General features: G+C 71.3%; 20 protein-coding genes and 1 riboswitch. Of the genes, 6 read left to right on the top strand and 14 right to left on the bottom strand.

Annotated features, from left to right (window positions below; genetic code table 11):
• Nucleotides 1–425: 425 nt before the first annotated feature.
• Both ACY0PA_RS30810 and ACY0PA_RS30805 read right to left on the bottom strand, forming a co-directional pair.
• Nucleotides 426–1,676 (bottom strand): sensor histidine kinase, encoded by a 1,251-nt coding sequence (locus ACY0PA_RS30810; RefSeq protein ID WP_473080768.1) that lies wholly within the window; start codon nucleotides 1,674–1,676, stop codon nucleotides 426–428.
• 6 nt (nucleotides 1,677–1,682) lie between these two features.
• Entirely contained in the window at nucleotides 1,683–2,336 is a 654-nt protein-coding gene (locus ACY0PA_RS30805) for a response regulator transcription factor (protein ID WP_100591163.1), read from the bottom strand.
• Nucleotides 2,337–2,658: 322 nt separating this feature from the next.
• Between ACY0PA_RS30805 and ACY0PA_RS30800 the strand changes: the two genes are divergently transcribed.
• Nucleotides 2,659–2,832, top strand: coding sequence for a hypothetical protein (locus ACY0PA_RS30800; RefSeq protein ID WP_329569519.1), 174 nt, complete (start codon nucleotides 2,659–2,661; stop codon nucleotides 2,830–2,832).
• A gap of 99 nt (nucleotides 2,833–2,931) precedes the next feature.
• Here ACY0PA_RS30800 and ACY0PA_RS30795 read toward each other — a convergent pair whose 3' ends face one another.
• Together ACY0PA_RS30795 and ACY0PA_RS30790 are read right to left on the bottom strand one after the other, a co-directional pair.
• Nucleotides 2,932–3,729 (bottom strand): inositol monophosphatase family protein, encoded by a 798-nt coding sequence (locus ACY0PA_RS30795; RefSeq protein WP_473080767.1) that lies wholly within the window; start codon nucleotides 3,727–3,729, stop codon nucleotides 2,932–2,934.
• 10 nt (nucleotides 3,730–3,739) lie between these two features.
• Nucleotides 3,740–4,876, bottom strand: coding sequence for a ferrochelatase (locus tag ACY0PA_RS30790; RefSeq protein WP_473080766.1), 1,137 nt, complete (start codon nucleotides 4,874–4,876; stop codon nucleotides 3,740–3,742).
• Between the two features lie 106 nt (nucleotides 4,877–4,982).
• Between ACY0PA_RS30790 and ACY0PA_RS30785 the strand changes: the two genes are divergently transcribed.
• Both ACY0PA_RS30785 and ACY0PA_RS30780 read left to right on the top strand, forming a co-directional pair.
• Nucleotides 4,983–6,254, top strand: coding sequence for an MFS transporter (locus ACY0PA_RS30785; RefSeq protein ID WP_473080765.1), 1,272 nt, complete (start codon nucleotides 4,983–4,985; stop codon nucleotides 6,252–6,254).
• Nucleotides 6,181–7,542: a D-arabinono-1,4-lactone oxidase gene (locus ACY0PA_RS30780; protein WP_473080764.1), complete on the top strand. Its 1,362-nt coding sequence runs from the start codon at nucleotides 6,181–6,183 to the stop codon at nucleotides 7,540–7,542. Before ACY0PA_RS30785 ends, ACY0PA_RS30780 begins: the two co-directional genes overlap by 74 nt.
• Nucleotides 7,543–7,548: 6 nt before the next feature.
• On the opposite strand, the gene ACY0PA_RS30775 is transcribed toward ACY0PA_RS30780, so the two are convergent.
• The gene (locus ACY0PA_RS30775; protein WP_473080763.1) at nucleotides 7,549–8,757 is read right to left on the bottom strand and encodes a hypothetical protein; all 1,209 of its coding nucleotides are present in this window, start codon (nucleotides 8,755–8,757) and stop codon (nucleotides 7,549–7,551) included.
• Between the two features lie 462 nt (nucleotides 8,758–9,219).
• Here ACY0PA_RS30775 and sepH point away from each other — a divergent pair, with 462 nt between their 5' ends.
• Entirely contained in the window at nucleotides 9,220–10,290 is a 1,071-nt protein-coding gene (gene sepH / locus ACY0PA_RS30770) for a septation protein SepH (protein ID WP_473080762.1), read from the top strand.
• Between the two features lie 70 nt (nucleotides 10,291–10,360).
• Here the strand turns inward: sepH and ACY0PA_RS30765 are convergent, their stop codons facing one another.
• On the bottom strand, nucleotides 10,361–11,215 hold the full coding sequence (locus tag ACY0PA_RS30765; RefSeq protein WP_473080761.1) for a sulfurtransferase: 855 nt from the start codon (nucleotides 11,213–11,215) through the stop codon (nucleotides 10,361–10,363).
• Between the two features lie 250 nt (nucleotides 11,216–11,465).
• Between ACY0PA_RS30765 and ACY0PA_RS30760 the strand changes: the two genes are divergently transcribed.
• Nucleotides 11,466–12,263 (top strand): VOC family protein, encoded by a 798-nt coding sequence (locus ACY0PA_RS30760; protein ID WP_473080760.1) that lies wholly within the window; start codon nucleotides 11,466–11,468, stop codon nucleotides 12,261–12,263.
• Between the two features lie 17 nt (nucleotides 12,264–12,280).
• Here the strand turns inward: ACY0PA_RS30760 and ACY0PA_RS30755 are convergent, their stop codons facing one another.
• The 4 genes from ACY0PA_RS30755 to ACY0PA_RS30740 form a co-directional block, all read right to left on the bottom strand.
• A complete protein-coding gene (locus ACY0PA_RS30755; RefSeq protein ID WP_473080759.1) occupies nucleotides 12,281–12,931 on the bottom strand; it encodes a thymidine kinase in 651 nt (216 codons plus the stop codon).
• Between the two features lie 37 nt (nucleotides 12,932–12,968).
• Nucleotides 12,969–14,156, bottom strand: a complete 1,188-nt coding sequence (locus ACY0PA_RS30750; RefSeq protein ID WP_473080758.1) for an alkaline phosphatase family protein — start codon at nucleotides 14,154–14,156, stop codon at nucleotides 12,969–12,971.
• Nucleotides 14,156–14,743, bottom strand: a complete 588-nt coding sequence (locus ACY0PA_RS30745) for a DUF5998 family protein (protein ID WP_116513360.1) — start codon at nucleotides 14,741–14,743, stop codon at nucleotides 14,156–14,158. The genes ACY0PA_RS30750 and ACY0PA_RS30745 overlap by 1 nt, the downstream gene beginning before the upstream one ends.
• Nucleotides 14,744–14,836: 93 nt before the next feature.
• The gene (locus ACY0PA_RS30740; RefSeq protein WP_473080757.1) at nucleotides 14,837–17,659 is read right to left on the bottom strand and encodes a bifunctional acetate--CoA ligase family protein/GNAT family N-acetyltransferase; all 2,823 of its coding nucleotides are present in this window, start codon (nucleotides 17,657–17,659) and stop codon (nucleotides 14,837–14,839) included.
• Between the two features lie 176 nt (nucleotides 17,660–17,835).
• Here ACY0PA_RS30740 and ACY0PA_RS30735 point away from each other — a divergent pair, with 176 nt between their 5' ends.
• On the top strand, nucleotides 17,836–18,117 hold the full coding sequence (locus tag ACY0PA_RS30735; RefSeq protein WP_329569543.1) for an HPr family phosphocarrier protein: 282 nt from the start codon (nucleotides 17,836–17,838) through the stop codon (nucleotides 18,115–18,117).
• A 193-nt stretch (nucleotides 18,118–18,310) separates the two neighbouring features.
• On the opposite strand, the gene ACY0PA_RS30730 is transcribed toward ACY0PA_RS30735, so the two are convergent.
• From ACY0PA_RS30730 to ACY0PA_RS30715, 4 genes are all read right to left on the bottom strand, one after another.
• Nucleotides 18,311–18,997, bottom strand: coding sequence for a GntR family transcriptional regulator (locus ACY0PA_RS30730; protein ID WP_473080756.1), 687 nt, complete (start codon nucleotides 18,995–18,997; stop codon nucleotides 18,311–18,313).
• Nucleotides 18,998–19,243: 246 nt separating this feature from the next.
• On the bottom strand, nucleotides 19,244–20,032 hold the full coding sequence (locus tag ACY0PA_RS30725) for a M23 family metallopeptidase (RefSeq protein WP_473080755.1): 789 nt from the start codon (nucleotides 20,030–20,032) through the stop codon (nucleotides 19,244–19,246).
• 13 nt (nucleotides 20,033–20,045) lie between these two features.
• A riboswitch (cyclic di-AMP (ydaO/yuaA leader) is annotated at nucleotides 20,046–20,201 on the bottom strand.
• A 196-nt stretch (nucleotides 20,202–20,397) separates the two neighbouring features.
• A complete protein-coding gene (locus ACY0PA_RS30720) occupies nucleotides 20,398–21,783 on the bottom strand; it encodes a M16 family metallopeptidase (RefSeq protein ID WP_473080754.1) in 1,386 nt (461 codons plus the stop codon).
• A complete protein-coding gene (locus ACY0PA_RS30715) occupies nucleotides 21,780–23,189 on the bottom strand; it encodes a M16 family metallopeptidase (RefSeq protein ID WP_473086482.1) in 1,410 nt (469 codons plus the stop codon). The genes ACY0PA_RS30720 and ACY0PA_RS30715 overlap by 4 nt, the downstream gene beginning before the upstream one ends.
• Nucleotides 23,190–23,390 lie beyond the last annotated feature (201 nt).

Raw genomic sequence — 23,390 nt, 5'->3', positions numbered from 1 at the left:
CCAGCGCACAACGCGCGGGAGGCCGGACTTTGTGCCCGACCTGAGGCGGAGATTTTGCCTCACATCAAGGTCTGTTACTCAATCGACACCCAACCGGATCCCTCATGAGTGATCGGGTTGGATGGCGATCGGGACCGTACACGGTCCGGAGATGGCACCTCACGGCGCCACCCCGTGTACTTCCCGTGATCCGGACCCCTGAAAACCCGGATTTTCCCGGCTTTCCGGGGGCTTTCGCGATCACGGAGAGTAGATGGCCGGAAATTCGCCCTTGTGATCGATCACACACGGTCTCCCCGGGATCAGGTCCCGAAAATTCCGCTCAAAGCGAACTCGCCCGGCACGTCGGCGGAAGCATCTCAGATCGGTCGCCGACCCGCATCTCGGAAGGCTCGAATCGGCGGGTGACACGCGTCTCGGAGGCCTCAGATCGGCAGGGTGACCCGCATGACGAGCCCACCCCCTTCACGCGGCTCCGCGATGATACGGCCCCCATGAGCGCGCGCCACGGAGCGGGCGATCGACAGACCGAGCCCCACGCCCTTGTCGCTCCCGGTGCGCTCGGTGCGCAGCCGCCGGAACGGCTCGAAGAGGTTGTCGATCTCGTAAGCGGGCACCACGGGCCCCGTGTTGGACACCACGAGGACCGCCTGGCCGTGCTGGGCCTCGGTGGTGACCTCGACCCAGCCGCCCTCCGGGACGTTGTACCGGACGGCGTTCTGGACGAGGTTCAGGGCGATGCGTTCCAGGAGCACGCCATTGCCCTGGACGACGGCCTCCTTGCGCTCGCCGCGGATCTCGACGCCCTTCGCGTCGGCCTCCGAGCGGGTCTGGTCGATGGCCTGCGAGGCGACCTCGGCGAGGTCGACCGGCTTGCGCTCCCCGATCTGGTTGTCGCTGCGGGCGAGCAGGAGCAGGCCCTCGACGAGCTGCTCGCTGCGTTCGTTCGTCGCCAGGAGCGTCTTGCCGAGCTGCTGGAGCTCCACCGGCGCTCCGGGGTCGGAGAGGTGGACCTCGAGCAGTGTGCGGTTGATCGCGAGCGGCGTGCGCAGCTCGTGCGACGCGTTGCCGACGAACCGCTGCTGCGCGGTGAAGGCTCTCTCCAGTCGGTCGAGCATGTCGTCGAAGGTGTCGGACAGCTCTTTCAGCTCGTCGTCCGGGCCGTCCAGCTCGATCCGCCGCGACAGGTCCGTGCCGGCCACCCGGCGCGCGGTGCGCGTGATGCGGCCCAGCGGGGACAAGACGCGGCCCGCCATCGCGTACCCGAAGGCGAACGCGATCACGGCGAGGCCGAGCAGGGCGAGGAGCGAGCGGCTGAGGAGATTGTCGAGTGCGTGCTGACGCATCTCGTTGACGCACTCGTTCAGCGCGGAGTTGAGCTGGGCCGTCGTGGGGTGGTCGGGCAGGCCGGAGAAGTTGCGGCAGGTTCCGCTGCTCACCGAGCCGTTCGTGACGTTGACGGTGAACGGCAGGTCACTGCCGACGTTCAGGGCCTGCGCGGCGAGCAGATAGATGATCGACAGCAGCAGGATGCCTGCGATCAGGAACATGCCGCCGTACAGCAGGGTGAGGCGTATACGGATGGTGGGACGCAGCCACGGGTAGGGCGGCTCGGCTTTTCTGGGGTCCCACGTGGGTTTCGGAGGCGCGGCCGGTGGCGCGGGTGACGAGGCCACAGGGCATCAGATCCGGTATCCGGAGCCGGGCACGGTCACGATGACGGCGGGCTCTCCGAGCTTGCGGCGCAGGGTCATGACGGTGACCCGTACGACGTTCGTGAAGGGGTCCGTGTTCTCGTCCCAGGCCTTCTCCAGGAGCTGCTCGGCCGAGACGACGGCGCCCTCGCTGCGCAGCAGCACCTCGAGGACGGCGAACTCCTTGGGCGCGAGCTGGATCTCCTTGCCGTCGCGCAAGACCTCGCGGCGGTTCGGGTCGAGCTTGATGCCCGCGCGCTCGAGGACGGGCGGCAGCGGCACGCTCGTACGGCGTCCGAGCGCCCGCACACGGGCCGTCAGCTCGCTGAACGCGAACGGCTTGGGCAGGTAGTCGTCGGCACCGATCTCGAGGCCCTCGACGCGGTCGCTGACGTCGCCGGAGGCGGTCAGCATCAGGACGCGGGTCGGCATGCCGAGTTCGACGATCTTGCGGCAGACGTCGTCGCCGTGCACGAGCGGGAGGTCCCGGTCGAGTACGACCACGTCGTAGTCGTTCACGCCGATGCGCTCGAGGGCGGCCGCGCCGTCGTACACGACGTCGACGGCCATGGCCTCCCGGCGCAGTCCGGTGGCCACCGCATCGGCGAGCAGCTGCTCGTCCTCGACGACGAGTACGCGCACGGCGCTGTCCTTCCTGTGTGGCCTGCGGGCAGGTTCTGAGCACCTGTGAGCAGGTCCGGGTCGTGGAGTGTGGCCTCCATCCTGCCCCTTTCGGCCATAAACCGGCTGTAAGGCGGTGGGGCGCCCCGGGAATGCGGATTTTCTCGCCGGTCGAGGTTTCTGCGGAAGTGAGCGCGGGGAGGACGGATTTACACCCGCGATCACGCTTTGTATGTGGCGTGCCACGACCCGCTTTCCGCAGGGCGGTTTGAGACGTGATCGCCCCTTCCGAGGGCACACCCCCGTGCCACAGACCCACGACCCAGGACGAGGGGGCGCAACCATGGACGCATTCACCGCAGGACTTCTGCAGCGCATCAAGGCGACCGAGTCCGATCTGAGCCGGGCTCGCGAGACGGGCGACGAATTCCTCGTCGAGATCGAGCAGGACGAGCTGGACGACCTGCATCGGCTCGCCGCCGAACACGGCGTGGAGCTCGGCGTCTCGCACGTCTGACGCAGCACGGAGGGCCCCGGCGCCTGGTCGATCCAGGCAGGCGCCGGGGCCCTTCTCTGTGCTCAGCAGGCTGGGGGCTCAGCAGGCTGGGGACGCCTTTCAGTCGTGCCAGGCCCCGAGCTCCTCAAGGCGGTTCTGGAGCTGCTCGAAGAGCCCGGGCGGCGCCGCGATCGTCAGCTCGCCGGTCGGCACTTCGCCCGGACGGCCACCGGTGAGCGCGCCCGCCTCCCGCGCGATGAGGTCGCCGGCCGCGAGGTCCCAGGGGTTCAAGCCGCGCTCGTAGTACGCGTCGAGGCGTCCGACGGCGACGTCGCAGAGGTCGATGGCGGCCGAACCGCCACGCCGGATGTCGCGCACGTGAGGCACCAACTCCCGTACGACATCGGCCTGGTGGGCCCGGCGAGCGGCCAGGTAGCCGAATCCCGTGCCGACCAGCGCCTGCTCGAAGGGGGGCGCCACGCGCGCGTGTGCCGGGCGGTCGTTGACGTACGCGCCCTGGCCGAGGACCGCGCGGTAAGTTTCTCCGCGCAGGGGCGCGGCGACGACCCCGACGAGGGTCTCGTCGCCCTGGCGCGCGGCGATGGAGACCGACCATTCGGGGCGCCCGTACAGGTAATTGACCGTTCCGTCGATGGGGTCGATCACCCAGGTGATCCCGCTGCTGCCCTCGGTGCTCGCGCCCTCCTCGCCCAGGACTCCGTCGTCCGGCCGGCGCTCGGCGAGGAAGCCCGTGATCAGCTTCTCGGAGGCGATGTCCATCTCCGTGACGACGTCCACGGCGCTGGTCTTGGTGGCGGCGACGCCGAGGTCGGCGGGGCGTCCGTCGCGCAGGAAGGTCCCGGCGCGGGCGGCGGCCTCCAGGGCGACCTCGAGAAGTTCGGCCTTCAGGTCTGTCACGTCGGGATCCTTACGCGTACGGGCTGTCGGCGCCCGCGGCCGCGGGCTTGGGGGTACGGGAGGGGCAGCAGCCCACCGGGCAGAGGTTGTGGCTCGCGCCGAGCGCGCCCAGGGCGCAGGGCGTGACGTCCCGGCCGCTCTCGGCGGCGGACCGTTCGAGGACGAGGTCGCGGACCGCGGCGGCGAAACGGGGGTCCGCGCCGACGGTAGCGGAGCGGCGCACCGGGAGGCCGAGCTCGGCGGCCTTGGCCGTGGCCTCGGTGTCGAGGTCGTAGAGGACTTCCATGTGGTCGGAGACGAAGCCGATGGGCGCCATCACGACGGCCGGCACACCGGCGCTGTGCCGCTCCTCGAGGTGGTCGCAGATGTCGGGCTCCAGCCACGGGATGTGCGGGGCGCCGGAACGCGACTGGTAGACGAGCTGCCAGGGGTGCTCGATGCCGGTCTCCTCGCGGACCGCGTCGGCGATCACGCGCGCGACGTCCAGGTGCTCCTTCACGTAGGCGCCGCCGTCGCCGTGGTCACCGACGGGCCCGGAGACGTCGGCTGCCGCGGTCGGGATGGAGTGCGTCGTGAACGCGATGTGGGCGCCGTCCCGTACGTCGTCGGGGAGGTCGGCGAGCGACTTCAGGACACCGTCGATCATGGGGCGCACGAAGCCGGGGTGGTTGAAGTAGTGCCGCAGCTTGTCGACGCGCGGCACTTCGAGCCCCTCCGCTTCGAGGGTGGCGAGCGAGTCCGCGAGGTTCTCGCGGTACTGACGGCAGCCCGAGTACGACGCGTACGCGCTGGTCGCGAGGACGAGGATGCGCTCGTGGCCGTCGGTGACCATCTCGCGGAGGGTGTCCGTCAGGTACGGCGCCCAGTTCCGGTTGCCCCAGTGGACGGGCAGGTCGAGGCCGTGGTCCGCGAAGTCCTTGCGGAGCGCGTCCAGCAGGGCGCGGTTCTGCTCGTTGATGGGGCTGACCCCGCCGAACAGGAAGTAGTGCTGCCCCACCTCCTTGAGCCGCTCCTTGGGGATTCCCCGGCCGCGCGTCACGTTCTCCAGGAACGGGACCACGTCGTCCGGGCCCCCGGGGCCTCCGAACGAGAGCAGCAGCAGGGCGTCGTAGCCGTCGAAGGGCGTGGGATCGAGCGCATCGGACATGCCTTTGATCCTGCCATCCGTCACTGACAGGCGGGAAAGGGGCATGCCCGCAAGCCCCGGGACCCGTAAGCTGTCTTGGCCATCTACGCGCCTTACCGGAGTCGACTTGCCCAGCCCCTACCGCGCCATATTCGCCCTGCCCGGCACCAAGAGCTTCTCGGTCGCCGGGTTCCTGGGCCGGATGCCCCTGTCGATGATGGGCATCGGGATCGTCACGATGGTCTCCCAGCTGACCGGCCGATACGGGCTTGCGGGTGCCCTGTCCGCCACCGTGGCGCTCTCGGCGGCGGCCATCGGCCCGCAGATCTCACGCCTCGTCGACCGGCACGGACAGCGCCGTGTGCTGCGGCCCGCGGCCCTGGTCTCGCTGGTCGCGGTCGCCGGTCTGCTGCTGTGCGCGAAGTTCGAGGCGCCGGACTGGACGCTGTTCGTCTTCAGCGCCCTGATCGGCTGTGTGCCGAGCGTCGGCTCGATGGTCCGGGCGCGCTGGGCGGCTCTCTACAGGGACACCCCTCAGCTGCATACCGCGTACTCCTTCGAGTCCGTCATCGACGAGGTGTGCTTCATCTTCGGGCCGATCATCTCGATCGGTCTGTCGACGGCATGGTTCCCGGAGGCGGGGCCCCTGCTCGCGGGCTGCTTCCTCGCTGCCGGGGTCTTCTGGCTGACCGCGCAGCGCGCGACCGAGCCGGTGCCGCATCCGCGCGGACAGCACTCCGGGGGGTCCGCCCTGAGGTCGCGCGGTCTTCAGGTCCTGGTGGCCACGTTCGTCGCGACGGGCACGATCTTCGGTGCGGTGGACGTGGTGACCGTCGCGTTCGCCGAGGACGAGGGCCACAAGGCGGCGGCCAGTCTCGTGCTCGCGGTGTATGCGGCGGGTTCCTGTGCCGCCGGAGCGGTCTTCGGCCTGCTGCACTTCAAGGGGGCGCCCGCGCGCAGGTGGCTGGTCGGTGTCTGCACGACGGCCGTGAGTATGATCCCCCTCCTACTGGTCGGGAACCTTCCGTTTCTGGCCGTGGCGCTCTTTGTCGCGGGCCTGTCCATCGCACCGACGATGATCACGACGATGGCCCTCGTCGAGCAGCACGTACCACGCGCGAAACTGACCGAGGGCATGACCTGGGTGAGCACCGGACTCGCGGTCGGTGTCGCGCTCGGCTCTTCCGCGGCCGGCTGGGTGATCGACGCCGCCGGCGCGAAGGCCGGGTACGGGGTTCCGGCCGTGGCCGGCGCCGTCGCGGTGGCGGTCGGGTTCCTGGGGTACCGCCGGCTGAAGCAGCCGGTGCCGCAGCGGGGAGGAACCAATGAGCACGGGGAACTCGGGCAGCAGCGCGACGAACGCCCGGCAGGCCAGGACCCGGAACGAACCGTGGCGTAACTGGGCGGGGAACGTCACCGCGCGGCCGGTCCGCGAGGTGACGCCCGCGTCGGTGGAGGAACTGTCGGCGGCCGTCCGCGCGGCGGCCGATGACGGCCTCAAGGTGAAGGCCGTGGGCACGGGGCACTCGTTCACCGCGGCGGCGGCCACCGACGGTGTACTGATACGCCCTCAACTGTTGACCGGCATCCGCAACATTGACCGCGACGCCGGCACCGTCACGGTGGAGGCCGGCACCCCGCTCAAGAGACTCAACCTCGCCCTGGCCCGCGAGGGCCTGTCGCTCACGAACATGGGCGACATCATGGAGCAGACTGTCTCGGGCGCCACCAGCACGGGCACGCACGGCACGGGCCGCGAATCGGCGTCCATATCCGCGCAGATCAAGGGCCTCGAACTGGTCACCGCCGACGGCACGGTCCTCACGTGCTCGGAGAAGGGGACCGCAGAAGAACGCGCGGTCTTCGCGGCCGCACGGATCGGACTCGGCGCCCTCGGCATCATCACGGCGATCACGTTCGCCGTGGAGCCGATCTTCCTGCTCACCGCCCGCGAGGAGCCGATGACCTTCGACAGGGTCGCGAGCGACTTCGACGCGCTGTACGCGGAGAACGAGCACTTCGAGTTCTACTGGTTCCCGCACACGGGCAACTGCAACACCAAGCGCAACAACCGTAGCGCCGGCCCGGAAGCCCCTGTCAGCAGATTCAGCAGCTTCCTCGAGGACGAGCTCCTGTCGAACGGCCTCTTCCAGGCGGTCAATTCACTCGGCCGCGCTCTCCCCTCGACGATCCCGTCGATCGCCAAGATCTCCAGCCGCGCGCTCTCCGCCCGCACCTACACGGACATCCCTTACAAGGTCTTCACGTCCCCGCGCCGCGTCCGCTTCGTGGAGATGGAGTACGCCGTTCCGCGGGCGGCCCTCGTCGAGACGCTGCGCGAGCTGAAGACCATGGTCGAGCGCTCGAACCTGCGCATCAGCTTCCCGATCGAGGTCCGCACGGCCCCCGCGGACGACATCACGCTCTCCACGGCGTCCGGCCGGGAGAGCGCGTACATCGCCGTCCACATGTACAAGGGCACCCCCTACCAGGCCTACTTCACGGCGGCCGAGCGCATCTTCACCGCCCACGAGGGCCGGCCGCACTGGGGCAAGGTGCACACGCGCGACGCGGGCTACTTCTCGACGGTCTATCCGCGCTTCGGCGAGTTCACGGAGCTGCGCGACCGTCTCGACCCGGACCGCCTGTTCGCCAACGACTATCTGCGCCGGGTCATCGGCGACTGACCGCGCTCACCCCTCGGGCGTCTCGTCCTGCTGCTGCGGCACATCAGCTCCGTCGCTGCTCTCCGAGGTGCTCGGAGTGGGCGTCGGGGTAGGCGTCGGCGTGGACTTGTCTCCGCCGGCCCCGGAACCGCTGCCCGAGCCGTTGTCGTGACCGGTGTCGGAGTCCTCGCTCGCGCTGGGCGTGGGCGCGGGCTGCTCGGTGTCGCCCTTCTGCCCCCCGTCCCCGTCCTGCGGCGTGCCGCCCTGCGTCCCGGAGCCACTGCTGTCCGACGGCTCCTGCGAGGTGCTCGGCACGGGGGTGTGGTCGTTGCGGGACGGGTGGTCGCCTCCGCCGGTGAAGGCCTCGCGGAGCGTGGTCCGCTGCCCGTCACCGCTGAAACTCTGCCCCGAGGCGAGCTCGTACGTCGTGATGCCGCCCATCGTCACTCCGAAGACCACGGCAGCGGCGACGAGGGGCCGCTTCCAGCTCCGCACGCGCGCGCGATGCATGGTCCCTTCGGTGAACTCGTCGCCCAAGTCGCCCAAGTCGCCTGGCGGAGGCGGCAGTTCCGGCCCACCGGCCCCGGCCCCTCCCCCGTCCGTCGGTGCGGCACGCAGGACGCGCGTGGCGTCGTCCACGACACCCGGACCGGCTCCTACCCCGACCCCGACCCTCAGCAACTGGGTCTTCTCCGCGGCGGCACCACCGGCCGTCAGAAGCTGCGTCCGATCCGGATCACCGGCATCCGCCCTGAGGAGCTGCGTCCGCTCGGCGTCCAGCGCGGGGAGGACAGTCGTCGCGTCGGCGCCCTGTGCCGATGCGCCGCCCATCCCCCACGACGTGGTCCTCGGCAGCACGTCCGTCCGCATCACAGCCGTGGCCGCGGGCGGCGTCACGGAGGCGGGGACCATGTCGGACCGGAAGCTCTCCGGTACCGGGCGCCCGTCGTCGGTCACCGGGATCGGCCGGCCCTTCGGTATCGCCTGGCCCGCGACGTCACGTATCTGCTCGCCCGTGCGCCGGAAGAAGTGCTGGAAGAGCGAGCCGCCGCAAGTGGCCAGCGCGCTCACCACGCCCGCGCCCACGATCGTCCCGTACACACCGAGCCCGGCGGCCAGCTTGGCGGCCACCACGGCGGCCACGGCGCTGCCCGCCACCTGCGGCACACTCAGGTCGAGCCGCTTCCCCTTGGGCTTTTCTTGTGCATCTTGGGAGGTTTCCGGCTTCTCGCCCATCTCCGACCCTTGCCTGCCTTTCTCGACTTACTTCACGAGAAAGGGACGGATGCACGAAGTGATTAGTTCCGTTTCTGCGGATTCCGTGAAGCACGCCACGTCCATGAACCCCGAACGAGTGACCCCCCGCACCCAACTCCCGTCCCCCATGAGAACTTCGATGGCGTGCCGGTCCACCCGAGTGGCCCGAATGGAGTACCGTTGCGAGCCCTGGGTCCGGTCTCCCGTCAGGGTGCCCGGGGCCTTCCAGGACCGCCGGGAGGGGTTTCGTTGCACAGGGTGACGAGCTCGGTCACTTAGCGTTGCGAACAGGTAACCGTGCCATAACGGCGATCCAGGGCCCATGCCCGACACGCCGGGCAACTCGGCAAGGTTGTGGCAGGCTGCACCCGGGCAGGCCACACTCGACTAGCGGAAGCAGCGACGCACGTGACGTCGGCAGGCACCACCCGGGAGGTCCCCATGCCCGAACTGCGTGTCGTGGCCGTCTCTAACGACGGCACACGGCTGGTGCTGAAGGCTGCGGACAGCACGGAGTACACGCTTCCGATCGATGAGCGCCTCCGGGCCGCCGTGCGCGGCGACCGTCCGCGCCTCGGCCAGATCGAGATCGAGGTGGAGAGTCATCTCCGCCCCCGCGATATTCAGGCGCGTATACGTGCCGGTGCCTCCGCCGAGGAGGTGGCCCAGCTCGCCGGCATCCCCGTCGACCGCGTGCGCCGCTTCGAGGGCCCTGTCCTCGCGGAGCGCGCCTTCATGGCCGAGCGGGCCAGGAAGACCCCCGTACGCCGTCCCGGCGAGAACGCGGGCCCCCAGCTCGGCGAGGCGGTGCAGGAGCGTCTGCTGCTGCGCGGCGCCGACAAGGAGACCGTCCAGTGGGACTCGTGGCGCCGCGACGACGGCACCTGGGAGGTCCTGCTCGTCTACCTGGTCGCGGGTGAGCCGCACTCGGCGAGCTGGACGTACGACCCGCCCCGGCGGCTCGTCCAGGCCGTCGACGACGAGGCGCGCTCGCTCATCGGCGAGACCGACGACATCGCCGCGCCGGAACCCAGCTTTCCGTTCGTGCCGCGCATCGCGAGGCTGCCCCGCGACCGCCCGCTCGACCGGGCCCTCGACCGGCAGTTGGAGCGCCCGACGCCGCCGGCCCCCGCACCGGAGATCACCGAGGAGAGCCCGGCGGCCGTCTCCGCCACCGAGCGTGACTCGCTGACCAGCCTTCTGGAAGCCGTACCCAGCTACCGCGGCGACATCGTGGTCCCCGAGCGCCCCACGGTGCCCGCGCCCGATCCCGTCACGGACGAGCCGGAGCCCGCCGAGGCGGAGGAGCCCCCGGCGCCCGCCGCGTCCGCGGGAGCGGGTTCCGCCTACGCGGACGTCCTCATGCCGCGCAGCGTCGCGGGACACCGGGACCGTCTCACCGGCACCACCGACCGCCAGGCCGAGGCCGACGGGGTCCGTCCCGGACGGCGCGCGGCCGTGCCGAGCTGGGACGAGATCGTCTTTGGGACGCGCCGCAAGAAGCAGGACTAGCCGCAAACGGTACGCAGAAGAGGCCCGCACCGATCGGCGCGGGCCTCTCGCGTACTCATCTGCCGAAGCCCTACAGAGGCTCCGGGCCGGTCGCCACGGGGCGTGACTCGTCCGAGGACCACTCGGACCACGAACCGACGTACAGCGCCGCGTCGATGCCCGCCACCGCGAGGGCGAGCACCTCGTGGGCGGCCGAGACGCCGGAGCCGCAGTACACGCCGACCTCGCCCGAATCTCCGGACACGCCAAGGGACTTGAAGCGGTCGGCGAGCGCGTCTGCGGGCAGGAAACGGCCGTCCTGCGCCACGTTCTCCGACGTCGGCGCGGACACCGCGCCCGGGATGTGACCGCCGACGCGGTCGATCGGCTCCACGTCGCCCCGGTAGCGCTCGGCGGCGCGGGCGTCGAGCAGGATCCCCGAGCGCGCCAGCGCGGCCGCGCCGTCGGCGTCCAGGAGCGCCACTGCGCCGGGCGCGGGCTCGAACGTGCCCGGCACGGGCGACGGCACCGCGGTCTCCAGCGGGCCCTCCCACGCACCGAGACCGCCGTCGAGAACGCGCACGGAAGGGTGACCCGTCCAGCGCAGCATCCACCAGGTGCGCGCGGCGGCCCAGCCCTGCCCGCCGTCGTACACGACCACGTCCCGGTCGGCCGACACGCCGGCCCGCCGCATCACGGCGCCGAAGGACGCCACATCCGGGAGGGGGTGCCGACCTGCTGCTCCGGCGGGTCCCGCGAGGTCGGCGTCGAGGTCGACGTAGACCGCGCCGGGGATGTGTCCGGCCTCGTATGCGGCCCGTCCGTCGAAGGCCGGGGGGCCCGCCGCCTTGGCCACGCTCAGCTGCCAGCGGATGTCGAGGATGACCGGCGGGTTCCCGCCGGTCGACTCGCTCGCGAGTTCGGTTGCGGAGATGATGGCATTCATGAGGGCCATCCTTGCTCATGCTCTGGCCCGAGCGCCGTCGGTCGGCTAGCGTGCACGATCGACTACCGAGCGTTGACCGACCGGACATCGCGAGGCCGTGGCGCGGCAATGGATGCGGACATCTCACCGGGCATCCTCGTGCGAGGATCCGGCCGTGGCGGCGCGGCCGATGGGCGTCGCGCGGCACGGAGTGCCACCATCAGCTCGGGCGCGTTGCGACACGTGATTTTGTTCCGAGGAGAGAGTGACGATGACCGAGGCAGCAGCCAGGCGCGCGCCGGGCACCCCGTGCTGGGTGAGTCTCATGGTGCACGGCATGGCGGCGACCCAGGAGTTCTACGCGGCGTTGTTCGGCTGGGAGTTCCGGCCGGGACCGCAGCAGCTCGGCCCCTACGTGCGGGCCCTGCTCGACGGTCACGAGGTGGCCGGGATCGGGCAGATGCCGCCCGACCGTCATCTGCCCGTCGCCTGGACCCCGTACCTCGCCTCGGACGACGTGGACGCCACGGCCGAAAGCATCCGCCACTGCGGCGGCACCGTCGGCGTCGGTCCGCTCGACGCCGCGGAGGCGGGCCGGATGGCCATCGCGTCGGACCCGGCGGGCGCCGTGTTCGGCATCTGGCAAGCGGCGGAGCATCTGGGGATGGCGCTCACCGGGGTGCCGGGGGCGCCGGCGTGGAACGAGCTGGTGACGCAGGAGACGGCGAGCGTCGCCAAGTTCTACGAGGTGACCTTCGGCTACGAGGAAGAGGCCGTCGTCTCCGCCGACTTCGACTATCTGACGCTGCACCTGGGCGGCGTCCCGGTGGCATCGGTGCACGGCGTGGGCCAGGCGCTCCCCCGCGACCGGGGCGCGCACTGGATGACGTACTTCGAGGTGGCGGACGTCGACGAGTCGGTGTCCTTGGTCGAGGAGCTCGGCGGCCACGTCGTGAAGCCCGCACGCGACGGCTCCCAGGGCCGCCAGGCGACGGTCGCGGACCCGGAGGGCGCGGTGTTCACCCTCGTACGGTCGGCGGCGCGCGAGGAGCACCAGGAGGTGTCCTGACGGGCGCCTGCGACAGCTCAGGCCGAGGCGACCGGCAGGACTTCGGGAGACAGGGCCGCCGCGCGTGCCGTGGCGCTTGTCAGTTGCTTGCGGTGGTGGCGTCGGCACAGGACCTCGTAGCCGATCTCGTCGTCGCTCCGGTCGACGTCGCCGACGACGACCTGGGCGCCCTCGACGACCATCCGGCCACCCACCGTGCGCGCGTTGTGCGTGGCGCGGGCGCCGCACCAGCACAGCGCCTCGACCTGGAGGACCTCGACGCGGTCGGCGAGTTCGACCAGGCGCTGGGAGCCGGGGAACAGCTTGGACCGGAAGTCGGTCGTGATGCCGAAGGCGTAGACGTCGAGGCCGAGGTCGTCGACGACGCGGGCGAGCTGGTCGACCTGGCCGGGCGCGAGGAACTGCGCCTCGTCCGCGATGACGTAGTCCACGCGGCCGCCCTGGGACAACTGGTCGACCACGTACGCGTACACGTCGAGGTCGTCGGCCACCTCGACGGCGTCGGTGACGAGGCCGAGGCGCGAGGAGAGCTTGCCCTCGCCCGCCCGGTCGTCGCGCGTGAGGATCATGCCCTTGAGGCCGCGTGCCGAGCGGTTGTGCTCTATCTGGAGAGCCAGGGTGCTCTTTCCGCAGTCCATGGTTCCGGAGAAGAACACGAGCTCGGGCATGGGGAGTTCAGGGCCTTTCCGCGGTGGTGAGGGACGATCAGGAGCGTACTTCGAGCAGCGGTACCAGCTGCTCGGCGGGGGTCATCGAGCCGTGGTTGCCGACCATGGCCGACTCCTTGGGCTCCCGCTCCGAGGCGATGATCACCACGTCGTCGTGGGCGGCCGCGATGACGTCGCCCAGGCGCGCATAGACCCGCTCGTCGATGTGCGGGCCGAACCAGCCGGCCTCGATCGCCTCGTCCCGGCTCGCGATCCAGAACTGCTCGCCGAGCACCTCGCGCCACACGGTCAGGACGTCCGCCTCGGCTCCCGGCACCGCGTAGACGTGGCGGGCGCGGCCCTCGCCGCCGAGGAGGGCGACGCCTGCGCGCAGCTCCCAGTCCTCGTCGAAGTCGATGCGGGACTGCTCGTCGAACGGGATGTCGATCATGCCGTGGTCGGCCGTGATGTAGAGGGCGCTGCGCGGCGGGAGCTGCTCGGCGAGGCGCTGGGCGAGGCGGTCGACGTACATGAGCTGGCCGCGCCACGGGTCGGAGTCGACGCCGAAGCGGTGGCCCTTGCCGTCGACCTCGCTGTAGTACGTGTACACCAACGACCGGTCGCCCGCCGCCAGTTGCTCGGCCGCCAGGTCCATGCGGTCCTCGCCGGAGAGACGCCCGCGGAAGGTGCCGCCGCTGAGGGCGATCTTCGTGAGAGGGGTCGACTCGAACGCGGGGGCGGAGACCTGGGCGGTGTGCACTCCGGCGTCGTGGGCGCGCTGGAAGATCGTCGGGTAGGGCTGCCAGACGTGCGGCTGGGTCCAGGGGATCCAGCGGAGCTGGTTCATCAGCTCACCGGTGTCCGGGTTGCGGACCGTGTAGCCGGGCAGGCCGTGCGCGCCGGGCGGCAGGCCCGTGCCGACGGAGGCGAGCGAGGTCGCGGTGGTCGCCGGGTAGCCCGCGGTGATCGGGCGGCCCGTGCCGCCGCGCGAGGACGCGAGGAGCGAGGTGAGGAACGGTGCCTCGTCGGGGTGGGCCTTGAGCTGCTGCCAGCCGAGCCCGTCGATCAGGAACACGCACGCGCGGTCGGCGGGCGCGAGCTCGGGTATCGCCGGAGCGCAGTCGGGGACGCCCAGGTGGGAGCCGAGGGTGGGGAGCAGGTCGGCGAGGGAGCCGGCGCCGTACTCGGGCACGGGGGCGGACCGGACGGCGAGGGGCTCCACGTCGTCCCAGCTGGGCATGGCCATCAGCGCGCGGTCGCAGCGGTGGCCTCGGACAGGGACTGGGCGAAGGCGAGGGTCTGACGGACGGTGTCAGGGCCGTCCCCGGTCTCGCTGACGCGCAGGCTCAGGTCGTCGGCCGTCGAGCTGCCCGTGTAACCGTGGTCCGCCTCGCAGTTGGGGTCGCCGCAGGCCGCGGGCTCCAGGTCGATGCGGGCGACGGCGCCCCAGCCGATGGTCAGGACGACCTCGCGGGGCAGGGTGCCCGGAACGTACTTCTCCGGGTTGGCGACGACACGGCTGAGCACGACCGACGAGATCCGGCCGAGCTTCACGGACTCGGTGGACGTCGTGGCGTACGGCGTCGGCGACGTGGTGTCGGCGGCCTGCTCGTCGGTGTGGCTGACGATGAAGCGGGTGCCGGTGAGGACGAGCACGGTGACGTGCCTGCGCACCTCGTTCGAGTCGAAGGTGGTCTCCTGGTGGACCAGATACGACCCGATGGGTTCGCCGCCGACCGCGGCCTCCACCGCCTCGGCCACGAGGGCCGGGTAGTAGCCGCTGCGCTCGATCGCCGCGCGAAGCCCTTGGGTCGTCGTACTGGTCTTGGCCATGAGACCCATCCTAAAGCCCGGCGGGGGGCTCGCGGTGCGCCTGTGGACCGGTGCGGAAAACACCTGTATGTGGGGCTCGTCTCACCCGTCTGCTCAGTACGCGGGCAGGGTGCGCGGGCCGAGGTCGTCGCGGGCGGGCGGCGGGGCGAGCCGTATCGAGGCGCCGAGGACCGACAGGCCGCTCTGGGCGACGACGACGGGCTCCAGGGAGACGGCGACGACCTCGGGGTGGTCGTCCACGAGCCGCGAGACCCGTTGCAGCACCTCTTCGAGCGCTGCCGTGTCGACCGGCGCGGAGCCGCGCCAGCCGAAGAGCAGCGGCGCGGTCTTGATGCCCCTGACGATCGACTGGGCGTCCCGGTCGGTGACCGGAATCAGCCGGTGCGCGGTGTCGCCGAGCAGCTCGGACGCGGCGCCCGCGAGCCCGAAGGAGAGCACCGCGCCTGCGGCCGGGTCGATGACCGCGCGGACGACGGTGTCGACACCTCGGGGCGCCATGGCCTGGACGACGGGCCGCAGCTCCTCGGGCTTACCGAGCGTCTCGGACAGCTCTTCGTAGGCGCGGCGCAGCTCCTCCTCGTGCGCCAGGTCGAGGCGTACTCCTCCGAGGTCGGCGCGGTGGCGCAGGTGCGGGGCGGTCGTCTTGAGGGCGACGGGGTAGCCGAGGGTGCGCGCGGCGGCGGCTGCCTCGTCGGGTCCGGGGGCGGGCAGGGTCCGCCGCACGTCGATGCCGTAGCGGGCGAGGAGGGCGCGGGCGTCCTCGGGGGCGAGCTCGGCGCCGCGCGGGTCGTCGTCCTTTGCGAGGAGCGCGGTGATGAACTCGGCGGCGCCCGTCTCGTCGATGCCGTCGTACTCGGGGACCTTGCCGGGCTCCGCGGCGTCGCGCCGCCACTGGGCGTACTTGACGGCTTCGGCGAGGGCGTGGACGGCGCGCTCGGCCGCGGGGTAGGCGGGGATGAGCGCGGGCGTGGGGGCGGGCTCGTCCGTGGGCGGGCGTCCGGCCGGGGGGCCGCCCGGGGTCTTGGCGAGCGCGCGCGGGCCGGTGCTGGTGGCCGCGGAGAGCGCCTCGGCGAGGCCGCCGAGCTCGACGTGCACGACCAGGACCGGCTTGGTGGGGGTGCCGGCGGCGGCCGAGCTGAGCGCCTCGGCGAGCGCCGCGTCCTGGGCGGTCGACTCCCCCACCGCGGGCATGGCCGTGACGACGACCGCGTCGCACTTGTCGTCCGCGAGCGCCTCCGTGAGCGCCGCGTGGAAGTCCTCGGCGGACGCCGCGGTCGTCAGGTCCCGCGGCGGCTTCGGCCGCAGGCCCTCGGCGAGGCAGACGTCGTACGTGAGGAGGCCGAGCGACTCCGAGTTCCCGAGGATCGCCACGCGGGGGCCCGGCGGGAGGGGCTGGCGGGCCAGCAGCAGGCCGGTGTCGACGAGTTCGGTGATGGTCTCCACGCGGATGACACCCGCCTGGCGCAGCAGGGCGGAGACGGTGGCGTACGGCAGGCGTGTGGCGCGGACGGCGTGGCCGAGGGGCGCGATGCCGCTGTGCCGGGCGCCCTGCACCACGACGAGGGGCTTCGCGGCGGCCGTGCGGCGGGCGAGGCGGGTGAACTTGCGCGGGTTGCCGATGGATTCGAGGTACATGAGGGCGACGTCCGTGTCGGGGTCGTCGTACCAGTACTGGAGTACGTCGTTGCCCGACACGTCCGCGCGGTTGCCGGCGGAGACGAACGTCGACACACCTGTCACTCCGGTCACGCCGCCGCCGCGCCGCTGGAGGCGGGCGAGCAGCGCGATGCCGATGGCTCCGGACTGGGCGAACAGGCCCATGCGGCCCGCGCGCGGCATCTCGGGGGCGAGTGACGCGTTGAGCCGCACCTCGGGCGAGGTGTTGATGACGCCGAAGGCGTTCGGCCCGATGAGGCGCATTCCGTACGAGCGGGCCTGGCGCACCAGTTCGCGCTGGCGGGCGCGGCCCTCGCTGCCGGACTCGGCGTATCCGGCGGAGACCACGACGATCCCCTGCACGCCACGCTCGCCGCATTCGGCGACGACTTCGGGGACCCGCTCCGCGGGAACCGCGACGACGGCCAGGTCGACGGCCTCGGCGGCGTCGATGTCGTGGACGGAGCGGTGGGCGGGGACGCCGTCGAGGTCGCTCAGGTCGTCGGGGAACGCCTTGTTCACGGCGTGGAGGCGGCCGGTGAAGCCGGCGTCGCGGAGGTTGTCGAGGACGCTGCGGCCGACTCCGCCGGGCGTGCGGCCCACGCCGATGACGGCGACGGAGCCGGGGGCGAGGAGCCGGTGCACCGAGCGGGCCTCGGCGCGCTGCTCGCGGGCGCGCTGCACGGCGAGCGAGGCCTCGGTGGGTTCGAGGTCGAACTCCAGGCGGACGACGCCGTCCTCGAAGTGGCGCTTCTGGGTGTATCCGGCGTCCGTGAACACCTTGATCATCTTGGTGTTGGCGGGCAGCACCTCGGCGGCGAAGCGGCGGATGCCACGCTCACGGGCGACGGCGGCGATGTGCTCCAGGAGCGCGGACGCGACGCCCCGGCCCTGGTGGGCGTCCTGTACGAGGAAGGCGACCTCGGCCTCGTCGGCGGGGGCGGAGGTGGGCATTCCCTGGGCGTTGATGCGGTCGTAGCGGACAGTCGCGATGAACTCGCCGCCCACAGTGGCCGCGAGGCCCACCCGGTCCACGTAGTCGTGATGGGTGAAGCGGTGGACGTCCTTGGCGGACAGTCGCGGGTACGGCGCGAAGAAGCGGTAGTACTTCGACTCGTCGGAGACCTGCTCGTAGTAGCTCGTGAGCCGCTCGGCGTCGTCGATGGTGATGGGCCTGATGCGCGCGGTGCCGCCGTCGCGCAGCACCACGTCTGCTTCCCAGTGGGCGGGGTATGCGTGCCGGTCCGACGGGGTCTGCATAGGGCCAGCGTACGGCGCAGCGGTGACAGTCGTACGGGTCGCGGCGCGAGCGGGCCGAAGGCACGCTATGAGGGCCGACGGGCGTGTGCGGGCGGTACGCAGGGCTCACATCGGCACGCCCACCGATGTGGGAGACTGGTCTAGACAACCGTGAGAATCCTGAAGGGCAGCATCACATGGCTGAGCGCCGCGTCAACGTCGGCTGGGCCGAGGGCCTTCACGCCCGCCCCGCCTCCATCTTCGTCCGCGCGGCCACGGCGGCCGGCGTCCCCGTGACGATCGCCAAGGTCGACGGCAACCCCGTCAACGCCGCCTCCATGCTCGCGGTGCTCGGCCTGGGCGCCGGCGGCGGCGAGGAGATCGTCCTGGCCTCCGACGTCGAGGGTGCGGACATCGCGCTCGACCGTCTGGCCAAGCTGGTCGCCGAGGGGCTCGAGGAGCTTCCCGAGACCGTCTAGTAAGGGGCCCCGGTACCGGGTCTCTCGATTCTTGGGCGCCGTCTCCTGCTCACAGAAGATCGCGCCACATAAAGGGTCTGTTCGGTTTTCCGAGCAGACCCTTTTGCTTTCTGCGGCTCTGTTCTCAGAATTCCGGGGCATCGGAAACAGAGCCCCTGGAAATGGGCCGCCCTCTTTGTATACGGCGCCTCTGTTAATGCTGAAGCCCCACCGTGTTGACGGGAGGTTGCGAAGTCCTCACACGGCCACCCGGGCGGGGGGCGCGCAAGCGGTGAGCGGCCGAGGCGCGCTCCGTGTGCTGGGCCGTGAGCGCCCGCGCGCGCTCCGCGTCACCGCGCGCCACGGCGTCGACGATCGCCCCGTGCTCGGCCCAGGAGTCGGCGGGCCGCGCGGGCTGCTCGACGGTGTACATCCACGCGATCTTGTGGCGGAGCTGGGTGAGCATCGTGGTCAGCCCCGGGCTGCCGGACGCCTGCGCCAGCGTCTCGTGGAACCAGCTGCCCAGCGAGCGCAGATCCTCGCTCTGACCTCGCCTGGAGCGCTCCTGACCGAGCCTGACCAGGCCTCGCAGGACCTTCAGGTGCGCCTCGGTGCGGCGCTGCGCGGCGCGGGCCGCCGCGAGCGGTTCGAGGAGCATGCGGATCTCCAGCTGGTCCGCCGCCTCCTGCGCGGAGGGTTCGGCGACGCACGCGCCCGCGTGCCTGCGGGTGACGACGAAGCCCTCGGCCTCCAGAGTGCGCAACGCCTCGCGCACGGGGACGCGCGAGACGCCGTAGCGGCGGGCGAGCACCTCCTCGGTGAGTCTGCCGCCGCGCTCGTAGACACCGGAGACGATGTCGTCGCGGATCGCCGTGCATACCGAGTGCGCCGGAATGCGCATGCCCCGACCTCCGCCTTAATCCCCGCGAAACGCGGTCGATAGTCGCCCGTACAGCGCGATTGACGTCTGTTCAGCTCGCCTGTCCAGCGACTCTATTCCAGCGGGCGCGAATTTCCGACGGCAGGCCGTAATCCATGGATATTTTTTGGACACCGGCGTCAGGAACAGGCGGGTCCGGGAACGACGAATGCCCCGGCTCAGCGAGCCGGGGCATTCGGTGCGTCCTCGCGAGGTACGCGACGAAGGTCAGACGTTCACGCCGTGGGAGCGCAGGTACGCGACGGGGTCGATGTCCGAGCCGTACTCGGGGCTAGTGCGCGCCTCGAAGTGGAGGTGCGGGCCCGTGACGTTGCCGGTCGCTCCGGAGAGGCCTATCTGCTGCCCCGGGGTGACCGTCTGGCCGACGGAGACACCGATGGACGACAGGTGGCCGTACTGCGTGTACGTACCGTCGTTCATCTTGATGACGATGTTGTTGCCGTAGGCGCCGCCCCAGCCGGCCTCCACGACCGTGCCCGCGCCCACCGCGTGGACCGAGGTGCCGCTGGCGGCGTGGAAGTCGATGCCGGTGTGACTGCCGGAGGACCACAGGCCGCTGCTGGCCTTGTACGCGGTGGACACGTACGAGCCGGTGACCGGAATGACGAACGCGTTCAGGCGCTTGCGCTCGGCGGCACGGGCGGCGCGCTCCTTGGCCTCGCGCTCGGCCTTGGCCTTGGCGGCGGCCTCGCGCCGGTCCTCCTCGGCCTTCTTCTTGGCCGCGGCCTCGGCCTTCTTCTTCGCGGCGGCCTCGTCGGCGGCCTGCTGCTGGGCGGCGGCCTGCGCGTCGATCTGCTCCGCGAGGGAGTCACCGATGGAGATGGCCTTGGTCAGGCCGGTCTGCTCAAGAGACGCGTCGTCGGCGGCGAGCGCGGGGGCGGCGAGGCCTCCGATGACACCGGTCGTGGTGAGCGCGGCGACGCCGGCGACCTGCGCGGTGGTGCGCGTGAGACGGCTGGGGCGACGGTGCTTCCCGGTGGCACGGGTGAACGCCATGGGGTGGCTGATCCTTTCCTTCCTTCTCGCCTACCGGGTTAGCTGACGGGTTCGGAGCAGGAAGGTCTCCTACGGACCCCCTTCAGGGAAGGGCGTCCGATTCACCCCAGGGACGGTGGGTCCCCGGCTCCCCCGGCTCGCGCCTTGGGGGACTCGGCGATGACTGTCCGGTGCCACGGGTGCGGCGTACGTCTGGCGGACAGCCGGACCGACGCTAAGCGGGGCAACTTTCAATCAACAAACGGAACCGGGCTTTTGTAGCGCATGCCACAGGGCAGACAGGCAACCACTGGTTCAATTCGGACAAACAAGGGCCCCGGTGGTCATCTCGCCCACCGGGGCCCCTCGTTGCACACCGGTCACGGTCAGCCCGTGACGACGGTCACCTCTCCGATCCCGAGCGCCCTCACGGGCTCCTCGATCTGCGCGGCGTCACCGACGAGCACCGTCACCAGACGGTCCATCGGGAAGGCGTTCACGACAGCCGCAGTGGCCTCCACGGTGCCCGTCGCGGCGAGCCGCCGGTACACCTCCGCCTGGAAGTCGTCCGGCAGGTGCTGCTCGACCTGGTCGGCGAGCGTCCCCGCGACGGCCGCGGCGGTCTCGAACTTGAGCGGGGCGACGCCCACCAAGTTCTGTACAGCCACGTCCCGTTCGGCGTCGGTGAGGCCCTCCGCCGCGAGCGTGCGCAGCACCTTCCAGAGGTCGTCGAGCGCCGGACCCGTGTTCGGCGTGTCCACGGAGCCGCTGATGGCGAGCATCGCGGCGCCCGTCCCGTCCGGCGCCGAGCGCAGCACCTGGGCGAACGCCCGCACGCCGTAGGTGTAACCCTTCTCCTCGCGCAGGACGCGGTCCAGGCGGGAGGTGAGGGTGCCGCCCAGGCAGTACGTGCCGAGCACCTGCGCCGGCCACACCCGGTCGTGCTTGTCCGCGCCGATGCGGCCGATCAGGATCTGCGTCTGTACCGCGCCCGGCCGGTCGACGATGACGACCCTGCCGGTGTCGTCGGCCGTGACGGGCGGTACGGGGCGCGGCTCCGCCGTGTTCCCCGTCCAGGCGCCCAGCGTGTCCGCGAGGAGGGCGTCGAGGTCGATGCCCGCGAGGTCGCCCACGACGACCGCGGTGGCCGTGGCGGGACGCACGTGCCGGTCGTAGAAGGCACGTACGGCCGCCGCGTCGATGGCCGTGACGGTCTCCTCGGTGCCCTGGCGCGGGCGGGACATGCGCGCGGTGGCCGGGAAGAGCTGCTTCGAGAGCTCCTTGGCGGCGCGGCGGCCCGGGTTCGCCGTCTCGTGCGGGATCTCGTCGAGGCGGTTGCGCACGAGGCGTTCGATCTCGCTGTCCGCGAACGCGGGCGCCCTGAGGGCGTCGGCTAGCAGGCCGAGCGCCTTCGGCAGGCGGGAGACGGGCACCTCCAGGGAGACCCGTACGCCGGGGTGGTCGGCGTGCGCGTCGAGCGTCGCGCCGCAGCGCTCCAGCTCGGCGGCGAACTCCTCGGCGGCCAGCTTGTCGGTGCCTTCGGAGAAGGCCCTCGCCATGATGGTGGCGACGCCGTCGAGCCCGGCGGGCTCGGCCTCCAGGGGCGCTTCGAGGTTGATCTCGACCGCGACGACCTGCTGGCCCGGGCGGTGGCAGCGCAGCACCGTCAGGCCGTTGTCGAGGGTGCCGCGCTCGGGCGCCGGGAAGGCCCACGGCCTGGCGGTCCCGGCCTGGGGCTGCGGGTGGAAGTCCATGGTCGCGAGCTCGGTCACTTGCCGGCCTCCTTGTCTGCGGTCCCGATGGTGTCTGCGGTCCCGCCGACGGTCTTGTCCGCGACCTCGTCCGTGAGGGACGCTTCGGCGGTCTCATCGGCCTCTTCGGGGGCCGTGGGCTCGTAGACGAGCACCGCGCGGTTGTCGGGACGCAGGTGGGCCTTGGCCACCTCCTGGACCTCCTCGGCGGTGACGTCGAGGACGCGCTGGACGGCGGTCAGGGCGAGCTGCGGGTCGCCGAACAGGACGGCGAACCTGCACAGTTCGTCGGCACGTCCCGAGACCGTGCCGAGCCGGTCGAGCCACTCGCGCTCCAACTGGGCCTGGGCGCGCTCCATTTCCTCCGGGGTGGGCCCTTCGGCGGCGAACCGCGCGAGCTCCTCGTCGACGGCCTCCTCGATGACCGGGACCTCGACGTCGGCGGACGTCTTCACGTCCAGCCAGCCCACGGAGGGCGCCCCCGCGAGCCGCAGAAGACCGAATCCGGCGGCGACGGCGGTCTGGTCGCGCCGTACGAGACGGTTGTAGATCCGGGACGACTCGCCGCCGCCGAGGACCGTCAGGGCCAGGTCGGCCGCGTCGCACGCGCGCGTACCGTCCTGCGGCAGCCGGTAGGCGGCCATCAGCGCGCGGGCCGGGACGTCCTCCTCGATGACCTCGCGCACACCCTCACCGATCAGGTCGGACAGGGTGCCGTCGCGCGGGGGCTGCTTGCCGTCGTGGCGCGGGATGGAGCCGAAGTACTTCTCGACCCAAGCCAGCGTCTGCTCGGGTTCGATGTTCCCGACGACCGAAAGCACGGCGTTGTTCGGCGCGTAGTACGTACGGAAGAACTTCCTCGCGTCCTCCAGGGTGGCCGCGTCCAGGTCGGCCATGGAGCCGATGGGCGTGTGGTGGTACGGGTGGCCCTCCGGGTAGACGAGGGCGGTCAGCTTCTCGAACGCTGTCCCGTACGGAACGTTGTCGTAGCGCTGACGGCGCTCGTTCTTGACGACGTCGCGCTGGTTCTCCATCGACTCGTCGTCGAGCGCGGCGAGGAGGGAGCCCATCCGGTCGGCCTCCAGCCAGAGCGCCAGCTCCAGCTGGTGGGCGGGCATGGTCTCGAAATAGTTGGTGCGCTCGAAGCTCGTCGTCCCGTTCAGCGAGCCGCCGGCGCCCTGCACCAGCTCGAAGTGCCCGTTCCCGTGGACCTGCTTCGAGCCCTGGAACATCAGGTGCTCGAAGAGGTGAGCCAGGCCCGTACGGCCCTTGACCTCGTGGCGCGAGCCGACGTCGTACCAGAGGCAGACCGCTGCGACCGGGGTCAGGTGGTCCTCGGAGAGCACCACGCGCAGGCCGTTGGCGAGGCGGTGCTCGGTCGCTGTCAGGCCGCCGGAGCCGGCCTCGGCGGTGGCCGTGTGACCCATGGGCATGTACGTCCCTTCGATCGCTGAACTATCGCGGAAACTGCAGATGTGCTGCCACTTCTGCCACTGTATGCAAGCGTCCCGACGCCTGGCGAAGTTCCCGCACTGGGTACGCCGAGAGCGAGCACCGAACGCCCTACGGACGGGTCGCGGTCGGCGTTGTCAGTGGGGCGGTCCACAATGGTGCGCGTCAGATTCTCG

It is taken from the genome of Streptomyces sp. DS1-CR2, from assembly GCF_055760475.1.
The sequence above is the reverse complement of the archived record's forward strand: the minus strand, read 5'-3'. Positions and strand labels throughout refer to the sequence as shown.